Annotated in this window: 13 protein-coding genes; 2 read left to right on the top strand and 11 right to left on the bottom strand. The window is 71.3% G+C overall.

All coding sequences use genetic code 11. From position 1 onward, the window contains the following. Positions 1–317: 317 nt before the first annotated feature. Positions 318–1,073, top strand: a complete 756-nt coding sequence (locus ABD743_RS19945; RefSeq protein WP_344723635.1) for an NUDIX hydrolase — start codon at positions 318–320, stop codon at positions 1,071–1,073. On the opposite strand, the gene purM is transcribed toward ABD743_RS19945, so the two are convergent. The 6 genes from purM to ABD743_RS19915 all read right to left on the bottom strand — a co-directional run bounded on the left by purM (position 1,048) and on the right by ABD743_RS19915 (position 9,733). Further along, positions 1,048–2,142, bottom strand: a complete 1,095-nt coding sequence (gene purM / locus ABD743_RS19940) for a phosphoribosylformylglycinamidine cyclo-ligase (protein WP_344723634.1) — start codon at positions 2,140–2,142, stop codon at positions 1,048–1,050. The two genes, ABD743_RS19945 and purM, sit on opposite strands and share 26 nt — an antisense overlap. A gap of 71 nt (positions 2,143–2,213) precedes the next feature. Further along, on the bottom strand, positions 2,214–3,761 hold the full coding sequence (purF, locus tag ABD743_RS19935; protein WP_344723940.1) for an amidophosphoribosyltransferase: 1,548 nt from the start codon (positions 3,759–3,761) through the stop codon (positions 2,214–2,216). Positions 3,762–3,868: 107 nt separating this feature from the next. Then, entirely contained in the window at positions 3,869–6,175 is a 2,307-nt protein-coding gene (locus tag ABD743_RS19930; RefSeq protein WP_344723632.1) for a putative bifunctional diguanylate cyclase/phosphodiesterase, read from the bottom strand. 126 nt (positions 6,176–6,301) lie between these two features. Further along, positions 6,302–6,658 carry a sterol carrier family protein gene (locus ABD743_RS19925; RefSeq protein ID WP_344723631.1) on the bottom strand — a complete coding sequence of 119 codons (357 nt, stop codon included), beginning with the start codon at positions 6,656–6,658 and terminating at the stop codon, positions 6,302–6,304. 100 nt (positions 6,659–6,758) lie between these two features. Further along, positions 6,759–9,050: a phosphoribosylformylglycinamidine synthase subunit PurL gene (gene purL, locus ABD743_RS19920; RefSeq protein ID WP_344723630.1), complete on the bottom strand. Its 2,292-nt coding sequence runs from the start codon at positions 9,048–9,050 to the stop codon at positions 6,759–6,761. 32 nt (positions 9,051–9,082) lie between these two features. Beyond that, positions 9,083–9,733, bottom strand: a complete 651-nt coding sequence (locus ABD743_RS19915) for a TetR/AcrR family transcriptional regulator (protein ID WP_344723629.1) — start codon at positions 9,731–9,733, stop codon at positions 9,083–9,085. 83 nt (positions 9,734–9,816) lie between these two features. Here ABD743_RS19915 and ABD743_RS19910 point away from each other — a divergent pair, with 83 nt between their 5' ends. Then, the gene (locus tag ABD743_RS19910) at positions 9,817–11,316 is read left to right on the top strand and encodes an FAD-dependent monooxygenase (protein ID WP_344723628.1); all 1,500 of its coding nucleotides are present in this window, start codon (positions 9,817–9,819) and stop codon (positions 11,314–11,316) included. Here ABD743_RS19910 and ABD743_RS19905 read toward each other — a convergent pair. The 5 genes from ABD743_RS19905 to purS all read right to left on the bottom strand — a co-directional run bounded on the left by ABD743_RS19905 (position 11,294) and on the right by purS (position 15,550). Then, a complete protein-coding gene (locus ABD743_RS19905; protein ID WP_344723627.1) occupies positions 11,294–11,737 on the bottom strand; it encodes a response regulator in 444 nt (147 codons plus the stop codon). The two genes, ABD743_RS19910 and ABD743_RS19905, sit on opposite strands and share 23 nt — an antisense overlap. Continuing rightward, the gene (locus tag ABD743_RS19900) at positions 11,734–13,314 is read right to left on the bottom strand and encodes a sensor histidine kinase (RefSeq protein ID WP_344723626.1); all 1,581 of its coding nucleotides are present in this window, start codon (positions 13,312–13,314) and stop codon (positions 11,734–11,736) included. The genes ABD743_RS19905 and ABD743_RS19900 overlap by 4 nt, the downstream gene beginning before the upstream one ends. After that, the gene (locus ABD743_RS19895) at positions 13,311–14,549 is read right to left on the bottom strand and encodes a PP2C family protein-serine/threonine phosphatase (RefSeq protein WP_344723625.1); all 1,239 of its coding nucleotides are present in this window, start codon (positions 14,547–14,549) and stop codon (positions 13,311–13,313) included. Before ABD743_RS19895 ends, ABD743_RS19900 begins: the two co-directional genes overlap by 4 nt. A 96-nt stretch (positions 14,550–14,645) precedes the next feature. Then, entirely contained in the window at positions 14,646–15,320 is a 675-nt protein-coding gene (gene purQ, locus ABD743_RS19890; RefSeq protein ID WP_344723624.1) for a phosphoribosylformylglycinamidine synthase subunit PurQ, read from the bottom strand. Further along, positions 15,317–15,550: a phosphoribosylformylglycinamidine synthase subunit PurS gene (gene purS, locus ABD743_RS19885; protein ID WP_241041856.1), complete on the bottom strand. Its 234-nt coding sequence runs from the start codon at positions 15,548–15,550 to the stop codon at positions 15,317–15,319. The genes purQ and purS overlap by 4 nt, the downstream gene beginning before the upstream one ends. Positions 15,551–15,572: the final 22 nt, after the last annotated feature.

The raw sequence follows: 15,572 nt of genomic DNA, 5'->3' as shown, positions 1-15,572 counted from the left end.
CGGGGCCCGCGCCGCGCGGCCACATCGAGAACACGGCAGTCGTTCTCGAGTTCCCGAGAGTACGACGGCGCGCCTCCTGGAACGAACCGGCGGCCGAAGACGATCGACAAGGTGGTGATGAGTACGACGATCCCCACGCTCCGGCTGGGGGTCGAACCAGATCAGCAGGGAGGCGCCGGCGCCGAATGTCTGTGTCCAAGCTCACTTGTCAATACATCAGCTTGATAGGGCAAGGTCGTCCGTTCGTGCGCTACGGGTCCACCTGTAGCGTCTGCCCGTTCGATCATCTGCCCATCTCCTCGTCAGGGTGAGATCCGATGCGTGGCAACCTTTTCGCGGTAGCGGTCGACCTGGTGGTGCTCACCGTGCGCGACGACCGGCTCTGTGTGCTGCTCGTGCAACGTCCGGCACCGCCGTTCCTCGATGAACCAGCGCTGCCGGGTGGATTCGTGCGACCACACGAGGACCTCCTCGACGCCGCCACCCGCGAGCTGATGGAGGAGACCGGTCTGACCGTCGACCACCACCACCTCGAGCAGCTCGGCAGCTATGCCGGCCCCGACCGCGACCCGCGCGGCCGGGTGCTGACCGTCGGTCACCTCGCGCTCCTCCCCGGCCTAGCCGGGCCTGCGGACGGGTTCGGGGCGTGGCACGCCGTCCGCGACGTCGGGCCACTCGCGTTCGACCACGCGCGGATCCTCGCCGACGGCGTCGAGCGGGCCCGGGCGAAGCTCGAGTACTCGACGCTGGCCACGTCCTTCTGCCCACCGGAGTTCACGGTGTCGCAGCTACGGCGCGTGTACGAGGCGGTGTGGGACACCACGATCGACCCGCGCAACTTCCAGCGGAAGGTCACCTCCACGCCGGGCTTCCTGCTGCCCACCGGCGAGAAGGTACGCACCGGCCGCGGCCGTCCCGGTCAGCTGTTCCGGCGCGGAGACGCCACGGCCTTGCACCCGCCGATGCTCCGCGAGCCGATCCCGGCGGCCACTCGTGGCGTGCATGTTCCTGCGCAGGACCGGCGGCCCGAGCCGGTCGGCGCGGGCGTCAGAAGCGGGGGTGGTCTCCCTTGAGGTGCACCGGGCCGTCGACAGGCGCCTCGGCACCCGCACGTCGCACCTCACCCAGCACCCACGCGGGAACATGCCGGGCGGTGAGCACGGCCAGAGCGCGGTCGACGTCGTCGGCCGGCACCACCGCGACCATCCCGACGCCCATGTTGAACGTCTTCTCCATCTCCGCGCGGTCGACCCGGCCGCGGGAGGCGATCAGCTTGAACACCGGTGCCGGCGTCCAGGTGCCGCGCTCCACCACTGCTTCGAGCCCGGCCGGGAGCACGCGCGCGAGGTTGCGGGCCAGCCCTCCGCCGGTGATGTGGGCGAAGGTGCGCACACCGGTCTCGGCGGCCAGTGCGAGGCAGTCGCGGGCGTAGATCCTGGTGGGGACGAGAAGCTCCTCGCCGAGGGTGTGCCCGAACTCCTCGACGTGCCCGGCCAGCGGCATCCGGGCGATCTCCAGCAGCACGTGGCGGGCCAGCGAGAAGCCGTTGGAGTGCAGGCCGGACGAGCCCATCGCCAGGAGCACGTCGCCCGGGCGCACCCGGTCGGGCCGCAGCATCGCGTCGGCCTCGACGATCCCGACGCCGGTGGCGGAGATGTCGTAGCTGCCGTCCTCCATCAGCCCGGGATGCTCGGCGGTCTCCCCGCCCAGCAGCGCACAGCCTGCCTGCTGACACCCCTCGGCGATGCCCTTGACGATGGTGGCGACCTGGTCGGGCACGAGGCGACCGACCGCGATGTAGTCCTGCAGGAACAGCGGTTCGGCCCCGCACACGACGAGGTCGTCGACCACCATCGCCACGAGGTCGAGCCCGATCGTGTCGTGCTTGTCGAGCGCCTGCGCAATGGCGATCTTGGTGCCAACACCGTCGGTGGACGCCGCGAGCACCGGTTCGGTGTAGCGACCCATCTTCAGCGCGAACAGCCCCGCGAAGCCGCCGATACCGCCCATGACCTCCGGCCTGCTCGCCTTCTCGGCGAACGGGCGCAACGCCTCGACCGCACGTTCACCTGCGTCGATGTCGACGCCGGCTCCGGCATAGCTGGCTCTCGGTCCGTCGGCTCCCGAGATGGTCGGCGGCATCGTCGCAACGCTCCTGGCGTGACTGGGGGCCGGCTGAAGCGCCCCGGATACAGGTCGGATGGAGGTGTGGGTCAGGGACGGCGCAGTGCGTCGGCGGCACCGTAGCCGACCGACAGCGGGCCGGCATCGCCCGAAGCGACACCGGACACCTTCTCGTCGACCCCGTCGTCGAGCACCGGCGGCACCAGCTTCTCCAGCAGATGCTTGCCGAGCCGCGCCTCCTCGGGCAGCGGGATCGGGTACTCGCCGTCGAAGCAGGCCGAGCAGAGCCGGGTGCGCGGCTGCTCGCTGGCGGCGATCAGGCCCTCCAGCGAGACGTAGCCCAAGCTGTCGGAGCCGATCGAGCGGCGGACACCCTCGGTGTCCAGCGCACCCGCCACCAGTTCGGCCCTGGTGGCGAAGTCGATGCCGTAGAAGCACGGCCAGCGCACCGGCGGTGAGGCGATCCGCACGTGAACCTCGAGCGCGCCCGCCTCGCGCAGCATGCGCACCAGCGCACGCTGGGTGTTGCCGCGCACGATCGAGTCGTCGACGACCACGAGCCGCTTGCCCCGGATGACGTCGCGCAGCGGGTTGAGCTTGAGCCGGATGCCGAGCTGACGGATGGTCTGGCTGGGCTGGATGAAGGTGCGCCCCACGTAGGCGTTCTTCACCAGGCCCTGCCCGTACGGGATGCCCGAGCCCTGCGCGTAGCCGATCGCGGCCGGGGTGCCCGACTCCGGTACGGGGATCACCAGATCGGCATCGACGGGATGCTCGGCTGCGAGACGCCGGCCGATCTCCACCCGGGCCGCGTGCACGGAACGGCCGGAGATCGTGGTGTCGGGCCGGGCCAGGTAGACGTACTCGAACACGCAGCCCTTGGGCTCGGGGGCCGCGAACCGGGAGCTGCGCATCCCGTCGGCGTCGATGGCCAGCAGCTCGCCCGGCTCGACCTCGCGCACGATCGATGCACCGACGATGTCCAGTGCCGCGGTCTCGCTGGCCACCACCCAGCCGCGCTCCAGGCGGCCGAGCACCAGCGGGCGGACGCCGTGGGGGTCGCGGGCGGCGTAGAGCGTCTGCTCGTCGGCGAACACCACGGAGAAGGCGCCCCGGACCCGAGGCAGGAGCCGCATGGCAGCTTCCTCGACACCCGTGTCAGCGGCGGTGGCGGCGAGCAGCTCGGTCATGATGTCCGAGTCGGTGCTGGACCGGATGCCCGTGCGGTCCGGCTTGGCAGCGGAGTCACGCAACGCGGCCACCTCGTCGCGCAGCTCGGCGGTGTTGACGAGGTTGCCGTTGTGCCCCAGGGCGATGCCGCTGCCGGTGGCGGTGGTGCGGAAGGTGGGCTGGGCGTTCTCCCAGGTGGTGGAGCCGGTGGTGGAGTAACGGCAGTGGCCGACCGCCAGGTGCCCCTTGAGCGACGACAGCACCTGCTCGTCGAACACCTGGCTGACGAGCCCGAGGTCCTTGAACACGACCATGCGATGGCCGTCGGACACGGCGATGCCGGCGGCCTCCTGGCCACGGTGCTGCAGCGCGTAGAGGCCGTAGTAGGTCAGGTTGGCGACATCCTCACCGGGCGCCCACACACCGAAGACGCCGCACTCCTCGCGGGGAGGGGGGTCGAGCGCGATGGCGTCGGGGGCAGCGCCGTCGGCCTGGGTGGGGTGAGGATTGCGTTCGGTCGGGTGCTCGTTCCGGGGGGAACTCGGCACAACACGCTCCTTGCGCAGACGACGACTCAATGCCCGATGCTACGCCGAAGGAGCTCAGGCACCCACACTCCGGGACCGGCATCACCGAACCATCTGCCCTGCCCGATATCGCAGCCGAGCTCGGCGAGCCGTTCGGCCTGCACCGCCGTCTCGACCCACTCGGCGGTCACCTCAAGGCCCAGTGCGTGGGCCATTTCGACCAAGGCACGAACGATCGAGGAGTCGGTGGGATCGGCCGACGGGTTGCGCAGCCCGTCGATGAACGAGCCGTCGATCTTGAGCGCGTGGACCGGGAGCCTGCGGAGCCAGGCGAGGCTCGAGTAGCCGGTGCCGAAGTCGTCGAGCGCCAGCCGGACGCCCGCCGCCCGCAGCGCGTTGAGCGCATCGAGGGCGACGTCCTCGTCCCCCAGCACGGCCTGCTCGGTGATCTCCAGCTGCAACAGCCCAGGAGGCAGGCCGCTGGAGTGGAGCGCGCTGGTGACGGCGTGGACCCACCCTGGCTCGGCCAGCTGCAGCGGCGAGACGTTGACGCTCACGAACGGCGCGTCGGGGCCGAGGTCACGCCACCAGCTCGCCGCCTGACCGCACGCCTCCTCGAGCACCCATCGGCCGAGCGGGACGATGGCGCCGCTGTGCTCGGCCAGCTCGATGAACCGGTTGGGCCCGATGAGGCCCTGCTCGGGATGCTGCCAACGGACCAGTGCCTCCGCCCCGCGCACCCGGCCGTCGGCTAGTTGGACGAGCGGCTGGAACGCCAGCCGGAACTCCCCCCGCTCGATCGCGCCACGGAGCCCGGACAGGAGCGCGAACCGGGCCGACTCGGTGGCGTCTCGCTCCGGGTCGAACACCACCCTGCGCCCGCCCCCGAGCGCCTTCGCCCACGAGCGGGCGACGTCGGCGCCGCGGAGGAGCTCTGCGGCAGATCCGCCCTCGGTCGGCGACTCGGCCACTCCGATGCTGGCCGAGACCACCAGGGTGTGCCCGTCGATGTTGAACGGGATCGCCAGTGCGGCCTGCAGCCGATCGGCGAGCCGTCCGACGTCGGCGCAGTTCTCCGGACCGGCCACCAGCACGGCGAACTCGTCCGCCCCGATCCTCGTGACGAGATGGCAGTCGGCGGCCAGCTGCAACCGGCCGGCCACGGCGAGAAGGAGCCGGTCACCGGTCTGCTCGCCCAGGTCGTCGCCGACCGTGTGGAAGTCGTCGATGAGCAGGACGCAGATCCCCACCCGCTCGGGACCGTCTTCGGCGAAGGCGCGGTTCAGCCATTGCTCGGTGACGGTGCGGTTCGGCAGCCGGGTGAGCTGGTCCTGGTAGGAGACGTCCTGGAGCCAGGAGCGCAGCCGGTGCCGGTCGGAGACGTCCTCGACCACGGCCACCAGATGCGACGGGCTCCCGGCGTCGTCGAGGATGGGCGAGGCGGTGACGTGGACCCAGACCACCTCGGAATCGGGACGAACGAGCCGCATCTCCATCCGCACGGCGCCCGGGGTGCCGTTGACGAGGCGCTGGAAGCGCTCGACGACGTCGAGCACGTCGTCGGGATGGACGAAGTCGGACACCGGCCGCGGCTGGTCCAGCGGCCCGTCCTGCCCGTACATGCGGAACAGGGCCGCGTTCATGTCGAGGACGAGACCGTCCAGCCCGATGATCGCCATGCCGAACGCCGACTGTTCGTACACCGCGTGGACGTGCCGGGCCGTGACGGCCGCGATCCGGGCCGATGTGGAGCTGTGCTCCGGGTTCGTCTCCTCGTCGGCGTGGATACCGACCGTCGCCGAACCGTTTCTGCCCGCACCGTTGATCTCGGTGCCGTTGACCTCGCTGCCGTTGACCCCGGTGCCGTTGACCCCGGTGCCGTTGATCTCGCTGCCGTTCCGGTGGGCGCCGTTGCGGACGACGCCGGCACGTTCCTGCAGAGAGCCGATGACTCCGGCGAGGAGTTCGTCGAGCACGTCGACGAGACGCCGTTCACCCTCGGCCCCGGGCACGCCGATCGCCGCTGCCGCCTTCTCCCGCAGCAGACGGAGGCTGGGGGCCACCACGTCCTCGACGTAGACCGGCCGGTCCGGCGCACCACAGAGCCCGGTGGTGAGCAGCTCCGCCCCGATCTCCCTGGCGGCAAGCGGCCAGAACGGCTCAGCGCGCAATGTGGCCGCCAGCCTGCGCAGCAGCGTGGCCAGATGAGCGGCCACCCCGGGGTCACCAGCCGGCCCGAGCTCCGCCCACTGGGCGGCGAGCTGGTCTATCCGGCCGCGGTCGTAGGCGTCCGTTCGCGCACCCTGGCCGAACTGGGGAGCGGTTGCGTCAGGAAGGCTGCGCGGTGCCACCACGCGGCCACCTCCCGTCGCCCATTCGGTCCGCACTGGCCGTGATCGGACAATTCTCCGTATCAGGCTGTGTTTGCGCCACCACCATGTGTTGGCATTCACCCAGCGGGAGGGCGGTGTTACACCCGGTCAGGAGAGGGGGAGCAAACATGCGATCTCGCTGCTCCTGGACCCGGACGCGTGCAGAGTTCCGGATTGCAGAGCCTGCTCCCACGTCAGCCTCCCGGTCACGAGCGACAGCCAAGTGCGGGGATCGGTCTCGACGACGTTGGGCGGGTTGCCTCGTCCATGTCTGGGCCCGGCGATGCACTGCACTGCTCCGAGTGGCGGTACGCGGACCTCCACGCTACGCCCGGGCGCCGCGGTAGCGACCGCGGTGAGGCTCTCCTTCACCGCAGCACGCAGCACGGCCCGCTCCGGTGGTGCACCCCCGTCGAGCCAATCCAGCACGGCTCGGAGCGCGCCGTCGTCGATCTCCTCCGGCATGCCGCGAACCTATCCCGCCGAATGCCCCTTGCAGCAAAGTCACTTTTACGCAATGACATTGCCGCAACGTGGCCGTCCTGTGATGCGGGCAGGTCCCCGGTCAGCCGAAGAGACCCGGCAGGGTCGCCTCCCAGGCCGTGCGCAGCTCGGACAGGGCCAGGTCAGGAAGGCCGGCAACGGCCAGCGCGGTACCGCCCGTGGCGCCCAGTGTGGTGACCGGCACACCGGCATCGGCCGCCAGCGTCCGGATCCGGTCAACCTGCTCGGGAGCGGCGGTCACGAGCACCCGACCCGCCGACTCCGAGAAGAGCGCGACGAACGGGTCGAGGGTCGACGGCAGCTCGACGGCGGCACCCTGGTCCCCGGCGAGGCACGCCTCGACGAGGGCCTGGGCGAGACCACCGTCGGAGAGGTCGTGCGCACCGCTGAGCAGCCCTTCGTCCGCTGCGCCTGCAAGCAGTCCCGCGAGGCGCTGCTCGGCCGCGAGGTCGACTGCCGGGGGACGCCCGCCCAGATGACCGTGCACGACGTTGGCCCACTCGCTGCCGCCGAGCTCGTCGCGGGTGTCGCCGAGCAGCAGCACCGTGTCGCCCTCGCGCGTGAACCCCGACCGGACGCGGCGGGCCACGTCGTCGATCACTCCGAGAACGCCGACCACCGGGGTGGGCAGAATCGCCCGCTCGCCGGTCTGGTTGTAGAAGCTGACGTTGCCACCGGTGACCGGCAGGCCCAGCGCGACGCAACCGTCGGCGAGCCCGCGCACGGCCTGCTGGAACTGCCACATCACGTGCGGGTCTTCCGGCGAGCCGAAGTTCAGGCAGTTCGTGACGGCCAGCGGCACAGCACCGCTCGTCGCCACGTTGCGGTACGCCTCGGCCAGCGCGAGCTGGGCACCGGCGTACGGATCCAGCGCGACGAACCGCGCGTTGCAGTCGGTGGCGACGGCCACCCCACGCCCGGTCTCCTCGTCGATGCGCACCATCCCGGCGTCGGCAGGCTGGGCGGAGGCGGTGTTGCCGCGCACGTAGCGGTCGTACTGGTCGGTGACCCATCCGCGGCTGCACAGGTTGGGGCTCGCCGCCATCCGAAGGATCTCCGCGCGCAGCTCGTCAGGCGAGGTCGGCCGGCGCAGCCGGTCCGGGGCGTCGGCGACGAGTGCGTCCTGGACGGTCGAGCGCTGCACCGGACGCCGGTAGACCGGTCCGTCGTGGGCCACGGTGCGCGGCGGCACGTCCACCACGGTCTCGCCGTGCCAGTCGATCACGAGCCGGTCGCCGTCGGTGACCTCGCCGATGACGCTCGCGAGCACGTCCCACTTGTGGCACACGGCCATGAACGCGTCGACGTCCTGCGGCCGCACGACGGCGCACATGCGCTCCTGCGACTCGCTGGAGAGGATCTCGGCGGGCGTCATGCCGGTGGCCCGCAGCGGCACCGCGTCCAGGTCGACGTGCATCCCGCCGTCACCCGCGCTGGCCAGCTCCGACGTGGCACAGGAGAGGCCCGCGCCACCGAGGTCCTGGATGCCGACCACCAGGCCGGCGTGGAAGAGCTCCAGGCAGCACTCGATGAGCACCTTCTCCATGAAGGGGTCGCCCACCTGCACCGACGGGAGCTTCTTGCGTCCGGTCGCCGACTCGTCGTCGCCGGAGAACGTCTCGCTGGCGAGCACCGACACGCCGCCGATGCCGTCCAGGCCCGTGCGCGCGCCGAACAGGATGATCTTGTTGCCCGTACCGGAGGCGAACGCGAGGTGCAGGTCCTCGGTGCGCATCGCCCCGATGCAGAGCGCGTTGACGAGCGGGTTGCCGAGGTAGCCCTCGTCGAACACGACCTCGCCGCCGATGTTCGGCAGGCCGAGCGAGTTGCCGTAGCCGCCGACGCCCGCGACCACGCCGGGCAGCACGCGGGCCGTGTCGGGTGCGTCGGCCGGACCGAAGCGCAACGGGTCGGCGACGGCGACCGGGCGCGCGCCCATCGCCATGATGTCGCGCACGATCCCGCCCACGCCCGTGGCCGCCCCCTGATAGGGCTCGACGTACGACGGGTGGTTGTGCGACTCGACCTTGAACGTGACGGCCCACCCGTCCCCGATGTCGACCACGCCGGCGTTCTCGCCGATCCCCGCGAGCATCCGCTTGCGCATCTCGTCGGTGGTGGTCTCGCTGAAGTAGGCGAGGTGCACCTTCGAGGACTTGTAGGAGCAGTGCTCGCTCCACATGACGGCGTACATCGCCAGCTCGGCATCGGTGGGCCGACGGCCCAGGATCTCCCGGATGCGCGCGTACTCGTCGTCCTTCAGCCCGAGCTCACGGTAGGGCTGCGGGTGGTCGGGGCTGTCGGCGGCGTTCTGGACGGTGTCGGTGTGCTGCGCGGTGGCGGCGGACGTCACCGTTCAAGCGTACGTAAGGGCGGCGGGCAGCCTCACCGCTCCTGGTTCGCGGGTGGCGTACCGGCGATCCCGCGGTGGATGAAGTCGGTCAGCACGTCGATCGCCTCGTCGTCGCCGACATGCCGGCCCGTGCCGTCGCCGCCTGCCACCAGCCACGTGTAGGCGAACTGGTCGAGCAGGCTCTGGAACGCCGACACCACGAGCCGTGGATCGCCGGGCAGCGGAATGCCTGCGGCCGTCACGTGCTCGAAGTGCCCGGCCATGTGCGCGCCGTCGGTAGCGAGGATCTCCTGCAACCGCAGGCCGAACTCCGGGTTCGCCATCGCGGCCTGCCGCAGCGCCACCATCTCGGGGATGTGCCGCCGGTAGAACGCCCAGTACGCCGCCACGTGCCAGCGCACGGCCTCCCGGTCGGTGAAGTCGGGGTTGTGCGCCGGTTGCTCCGCGGCCTCGTCGCCCTCGGCCAGCATGTCCTTCAGCAAGGCGGCGAGCAGCTCGTCCTTGCTCGTGAAGTGGTTGTAGAACGACCCGGCCGCGCGTCCGGCCTCGGCCGTGATGTCGGTGATCTTCGTGTTGACGTAGCCGCGCTCGGCGAAGACCCGCTTGGCCGCCGCCTTCAACGCCGCCTCCGTCTCGGCCGCCTTCGCCTTGCGGCCCGTGACCGTGCTCACCGGCCGGCCCATCGCCCACCTCCTTGACGCGGACGCTAGCAGCGGATCAAACTGAACAAAGATTCACTGAATTCAAATTCACTTACGGAGATGTCGTGGACACACAGGTCCTGATCGCCGGAGCCGGACCCACCGGTCTGACCCTCGCCATCGAGCTGGCCCGTCGCGGCGTCGGCGTCCGGGTCCTCGAGCGGGCCGCCACGGCAGCCGTCGGCTCGCGCGGCGACGGGTTGCAGCCGCGCACCCTTGAGGTCTTCGACGACCTCGGTGTGCTCGACGCGGTGCTGGCAGCCGGGTCCCCGCAGGCGTCGATGCGGGCGTACGCGGGCGGGCGCTTCCTCGGCGAGAGGCGGATGAGCGATCGGCAGGAGCCCACACCGGACGTGCCGCACCCGAACCCGTGGATGCTCGGGCAGGACCGCACCGAGGCCATCCTCCGCGACCGGCTCGCCGGGCTGGGCGTGCGCGTCGAACTCGCCACCGAACTCGTCACGTTCACCCAGGACGAGAGCGGCGTGACGGCCACCCTCCGGCGGCACGGCGCGCAGGAGACCGCGCGGGCCGGCTACCTGGTGGGGGCCGACGGCGGAGCGAGCACCGTCCGCAGGACGCTGGGCATCCCGTTCGAGGGCAGCACCGACGAGTCGATCCGCATGCTGCTCGGTGACGTCCGGGCCGATGGTCTCGACCATGACAGTGGCTACTGGTTCGCCGCCGAGGACGACATGCGGCGCGGCGTCGCGCTCACCCCGCTGCCGAGTGGTGACTTCTTCCAGTTCGCCTGCCCGCTCGACGCGTCCGACACCGAACCGTCACTCGCCACGCTGCAGGCCGTGCTCGACCGGTACTGCCCGGGCTCGGCCCCGCAGCTGCGGGAGCCGGCCTGGACCACCGTGTGGCGGCCGAACGTGCGGCTGGCGCGCCGGTTCCGGGACGGCAGGGTGTTCCTCGCAGGCGACGCTGCCCACGCGCACCCGCCCACCGGCGGGCAGGGCCTCAACACAGGTGTCCAGGACGCCTACAACCTCGGTTGGAAGCTGGCCGCGGCGCTCACCGGTCCCGAGGCGGAGGCCGTCGCGCTGCTCGACTCCTACGAAGCCGAGCGTCTGCCCGTCGCGGCCAGAGTGCTGGGCATCAGCACCGCGTTGCTGCGCAAGCACGTCGCGGGCGACGCCGACGCGCACCGTCGTGGCGCCGAGACCCACCAGTTCGACGTCGGGTACCGGGACAGCCCGCTGTCTCGCGACACGCGTACCGCGACCGGCCGGCTGAGGGCGGGCGACCGGGCTCCCGACGCACCGGTGGTCGACGCGGACGGCCGGGCGATCCGGCTGTTCGACCTGTTCCGAGGCCCGCACGCGACAGTGCTCGCCTTCGGCCGCACCGCGACCGATACGACGGTGGCGGAGCCCGGGGTGCCGGTGCACCCCGTGCTCCGCCCCGGCGAACACGCGACCGGCCCGGCGGTGGTGGACGCCGAGGGGCACGCGTTCAGCGCGTACGACGTGGCGGACGGCACCGCGGTGCTGGTCCGCCCCGACGGTTACGTCGGGTCGATCACGCGCTCTCTCGTCAGCTCCCCGTCGGGAGCTTGACCACGCTCACGAAGAAGTGGTCGATCTGCTTGATGGCCTCGATGAAGCCGTCGAAGTCGACCGGTTTGGTGACGTAGGCGTTGGCGTGGAGCTGGTAGCTGCGCAGTACGTCCTCCTCCGCCTGGGAGGTGGTCAGCACGATCACCGGGATGTGGCGCAGGTCCTCGTCCGCCTTCACCTCCTGCAGCACCTCACGCCCGTCGCGGCGGGGCAGGTTCAGGTCGAGCAGGACCAGGTCCGGGCGGGGCGCGTCGGTGTAGGGCTCCTCGCGTCGCAGGTAGGCCAGCGCCGCCGCGCCGTCCGTCACCACGTCGAGCCGGTTGTGCAGGTACTCCTCGAAGGCCTCGCGGGTCATCAGCACGTCGCCGGGGTCGTCCTCGACCAGCAGCACGTTGATGATCCGGGGTTGGGGGTCGGTCACTCGTGGGTCTCCTCAGGAGGCACGGGAAGGGTGAACCGGACGGTGGCGCCGGGGCCGGGGGTCTCGACGAGACCGATCCGGCCGCCGTGGAACTCGACGATCTTCTTCGCGAGCGCCAGCCCTATGCCGGTTCCTGGATAGACGTCACGGCCGTGCAGCCGCTGGAAGATCACGAACACCTTGTCGGAGTACTCGGGTTCGATGCCGATGCCGTTGTCGCTGACGGTGATCTCCCAGAAGTCGCCGTCCCGCCTGCACTCCAGGCGGACGACCGGTGGCACGTCGGCGCGGTGGAACTTCAGCCCGTTGCCCAGCAGGTTCACCAGCAGGGCCTGCAGCAGGGCCCGGTCGCCGGAGACCACCGGCAGCTCGCCGATGACGATCTCGCCTGCCGCCTCCTCGCGGGTGGACTCGAGCTGGGCGGCCGCTGCGGCAGCCAGCTCCCCGAGGTCGACGGAGACGAAGTTCTCGGTTGTACGGCCCACCCGGGAGAACGTCAGCAGGTCGTTGATCAGCCTCTGCATCCTGGAGGCACCGTCGACGGCGAACTCGATGTACTGGTCGGCGCGCTCGTCGAGTTTGCCGCCGTAGCGGCGCTGCAGCAGCTGACAGAAGCTCGAGACCTTGCGCAGTGGCTCCTGGAGGTCGTGGCTCGCCACGTAGGCGAACTGCTCGAGGTCGCGGTTGGACCGCTCCAGCTCCTGGGACTGCTCGTCGAGACGACGGTTGGCCGCCTGGGCCTCGTCGAGGTCACGCAGGATGTGCTGGCGCATCGCCTCGACGTCCGCCCCGAGCCCGACGATCTCGCGCGGGCCACCGGCGTGGACCGACCGGGTGGCGTCCTCGGACACGACCTCGCGCACCTGCCTCGCGAGCTCCGAGATCGGTCGGATGATCCCCCGCCGCAACCCGATGGCCGCGACGATGAGGAACGAGGCCAGCAGCGCCGCGATCGCCACCCCGACCACGAGCAGGAACGTCGAGGCGCTCTCGATACCGTGCCGGGCCGCCTCCCGCTTCGCCTGCACGTCGGCGAGCAGCGCCTGGACCCTCGTCCTGACCTGATCGAACAGATCGCGTCCCTGCTCCGGGTTGGACGCCCCGGGCGGACCGGTGAGAACGGCCCCGGCGTACTGGGTGCGCCAGTTCTCCGCGGCCTGCTCCACGGCGTCGATCTGGGCGTCGAGGCCGGGAAGGCGGCCGCCTGCTGCGAGGCGGCGCAGCTCCGCGATCATCGCTTCCTCGCCGACGCGCCCGTCCTGGTAGGGCTGCAGGAACTCGGGCCGGCGGCCCAGGTCGTAGCCCCGTACCCCGGTCTCCTGGTTGAGCAGCGATCCCGACAGCTGCTGCGCGGCGATCAACGCGGGGCCCGCCGAGTCGAGCAGTGCGACCCTGGTGTCGGCGAGCCGCCACAGCGCGACGCCGCCGAGGATCACGACGGTCACCGCGAAGAGCGCCGCCAGCGAGGCACCGAGGGCGAAGATCCGCCCCAGCGGCCAGTGACGGTTGCCCTCCTCCAGCCGCGCCAGGCGCACCTCTCCGCGTTGCTCCGGCGGCGTCAGGTCGAGGGCGGTCATCGCACCGCCGAACCGGACGGTGCCGCATCGGCCTGGGGGGCGTCCTGCGGTGCGGTGTCCGACGAGAGCAGCAGGATCGCGACGTCGTCGGAGAGCGGGCCGCCGTTCAGCTCGTGCGCACGCTCGACGAGCCGCGCAGGCAGCTGTTCCAGATCGGTGTCACGCTCCTGCTCCAGCATCTCGAGCAACCCCTCCTCCCACAGTGGCTCGCCGGGGATGGGTCCCCTTCCCTCGATCAGGCCGTCGGTGTGCAGCAGCAGCGCCCATTCGGTGCCGAGCGCGACGCACCCAGGCTCCCACGTCGCATCGGCGGCCACCCCCAGAGGCAGACCGACCGGCGCGGCCGCCGACCGTGGCTCCGGGATCAGGGAGATCGGCGCCGGGTGCCCTGCCAGGCGCACGAGCACGTCGGTCTGCGGCCGCCCGTCGGCGGGACTCACCTCGGTGCGGAACGCGACGGTGCACACCGTGGTGAACAGCGACCGGTCGTGTCGCTCGCTGACCAGCAACTGCTGGAGCTTCGGCAGTACCTGCGGCTCGTCCACGCCTGCCAGCACGAGCGCCCGCCACGACACCCGCAGCAACGCGCCCAGCGCTGCCTCGTCCGGGCCGTGGCCGCAGACGTCGCCGACGATCGCGTGCACCGTGCCGGTGGGCCCGAGAACGGCGTCGAAGAAGTCGCCGCCGATCAACGAGCGCGTGCGGCCTGCCCGGTAGAACGACCGCGCCCGCACGGGGCTGCCCGCCAGCAGCGGCGACGGAAGCAGCCCGCGCTCGAGGCGAGCCGACTCCGCTGCAGCGAGCTGTTCCTCTCGCAGCCGCAGCAGACTCGCCTCCGCCCGGCGCCGTTCCACGGCGTAACGGACGGCCCGGATCAGCACCTGCCCGTCGACCTTGCCCTTGACGAGGTAGTCCTGGGCGCCGGCCGCGACGGCCGCGATGCCGAGGTGTTCGTCGTCGAGGCCGGTGAGGACGCAGACGGCCGGGGCGCCGTCGGTCCGCAGGATCCGGCGCAGCCCGTCCAGACCGTCGGAGCCGGGGAGGTTGAGGTCGAGCAGCACGCAGTCGCAGCGCCCGAGCAGGCCACGCTCGATCACCTCGGACACGGACTCCGCGACCGTCACCCCGAGCCCGGGATCCACCTCGGCGAGCAGCTCCTGCACGAGGAACACGTCTCCGGGGTCGTCCTCCACGAGCAACACATGGCGCGGAGCGGCCGGAACGGTTCGGATCATGCCGAGCGCTCCTCCTTGCGGACCCCAACAGCGTGGTGCGTTGACGGGACCCGAAAGCCTAGATCGCGCCGCTCGTGATGGGTGCCACCGGGGCTGTCACGCGGCGGACGCCGCACCCTGCAGCACCGACCTGAACAGCGCCAACCCGTCCTGTGACGGACCGGTCAGCGCGTCGATCGCGTGCTCCGGGTGAGGCATCAGGCCGACGACACGACCGTCGGCCGAGCTGATGCCGGCGATCGCCGACATCGCCCCGTTGGGGTTCGCACCGGCATACCGGAAGACCACCCGGCCGTCGCCCTCGAGCCGCTCCAGCGTGGCGGCGTCGGCCACGAAGCGGCCTTCGCCGGACTTGAGCGGAACGAGGATCTCCTGGCCCGCGGAGAGGGCGCCCGTCCAGGCGGTGGCGGTGGACTCGACCCGCAGCCGCTGATCGCGGCAGACGAAGTGCAGACCCGAGTTCCGGGTGAGCGCCCCGGGCAGCAGCCCGGCCTCGCAGAGGATCTGGAACCCGTTGCAGATGCCGAGCACCGGCGTGCCGCGTCCGGCCGCGGCCACGACCTCGGTCATGATCGGGGCCATGCTGGCGATGGCACCGGCACGCAGGTAGTCGCCGTAGGAGAAGCCACCCGGGACGATCACCGCGTCGACACCCTGCAGGTCGCGGTCGGCGTGCCACAGCGCGACGGGCTCGGCCCCCGCGTAGCGCACGGCGCGCGCCGCGTCGACGTCGTCGAGCGTGCCGGGGAAGGTGATGACCCCGATCCTCATGCCCTGGTCACCACCCAGTCCTCGATCACGGGGTTGGCCAGCAGGCTGCCCGCCACGCGGTGCAGCGTCTCGTCGTCGATGGAGTCATCCACCTCGAGCTCGAAGTGCTTGCCCTGCCGCACGTCCCCCACCCCGGCCACGCCCATCCGCGCGAGCGCACCCGCGACGGCCTGGCCCTGCGGGTCGAGGATCTCCGGCTTGGGCATCACGTCCACCACGACCTTTGCCACTTCATCAGCGTACGGCGAACAC

The sequence above is a fragment of the Pseudonocardia yunnanensis genome, from assembly GCF_039534065.1.
Classification (GTDB): domain Bacteria; phylum Actinomycetota; class Actinomycetes; order Mycobacteriales; family Pseudonocardiaceae; genus Pseudonocardia; species Pseudonocardia yunnanensis.
Note: the sequence above shows the minus strand (reverse complement) of the source record. Positions and strands in the feature narration are given on the sequence as shown.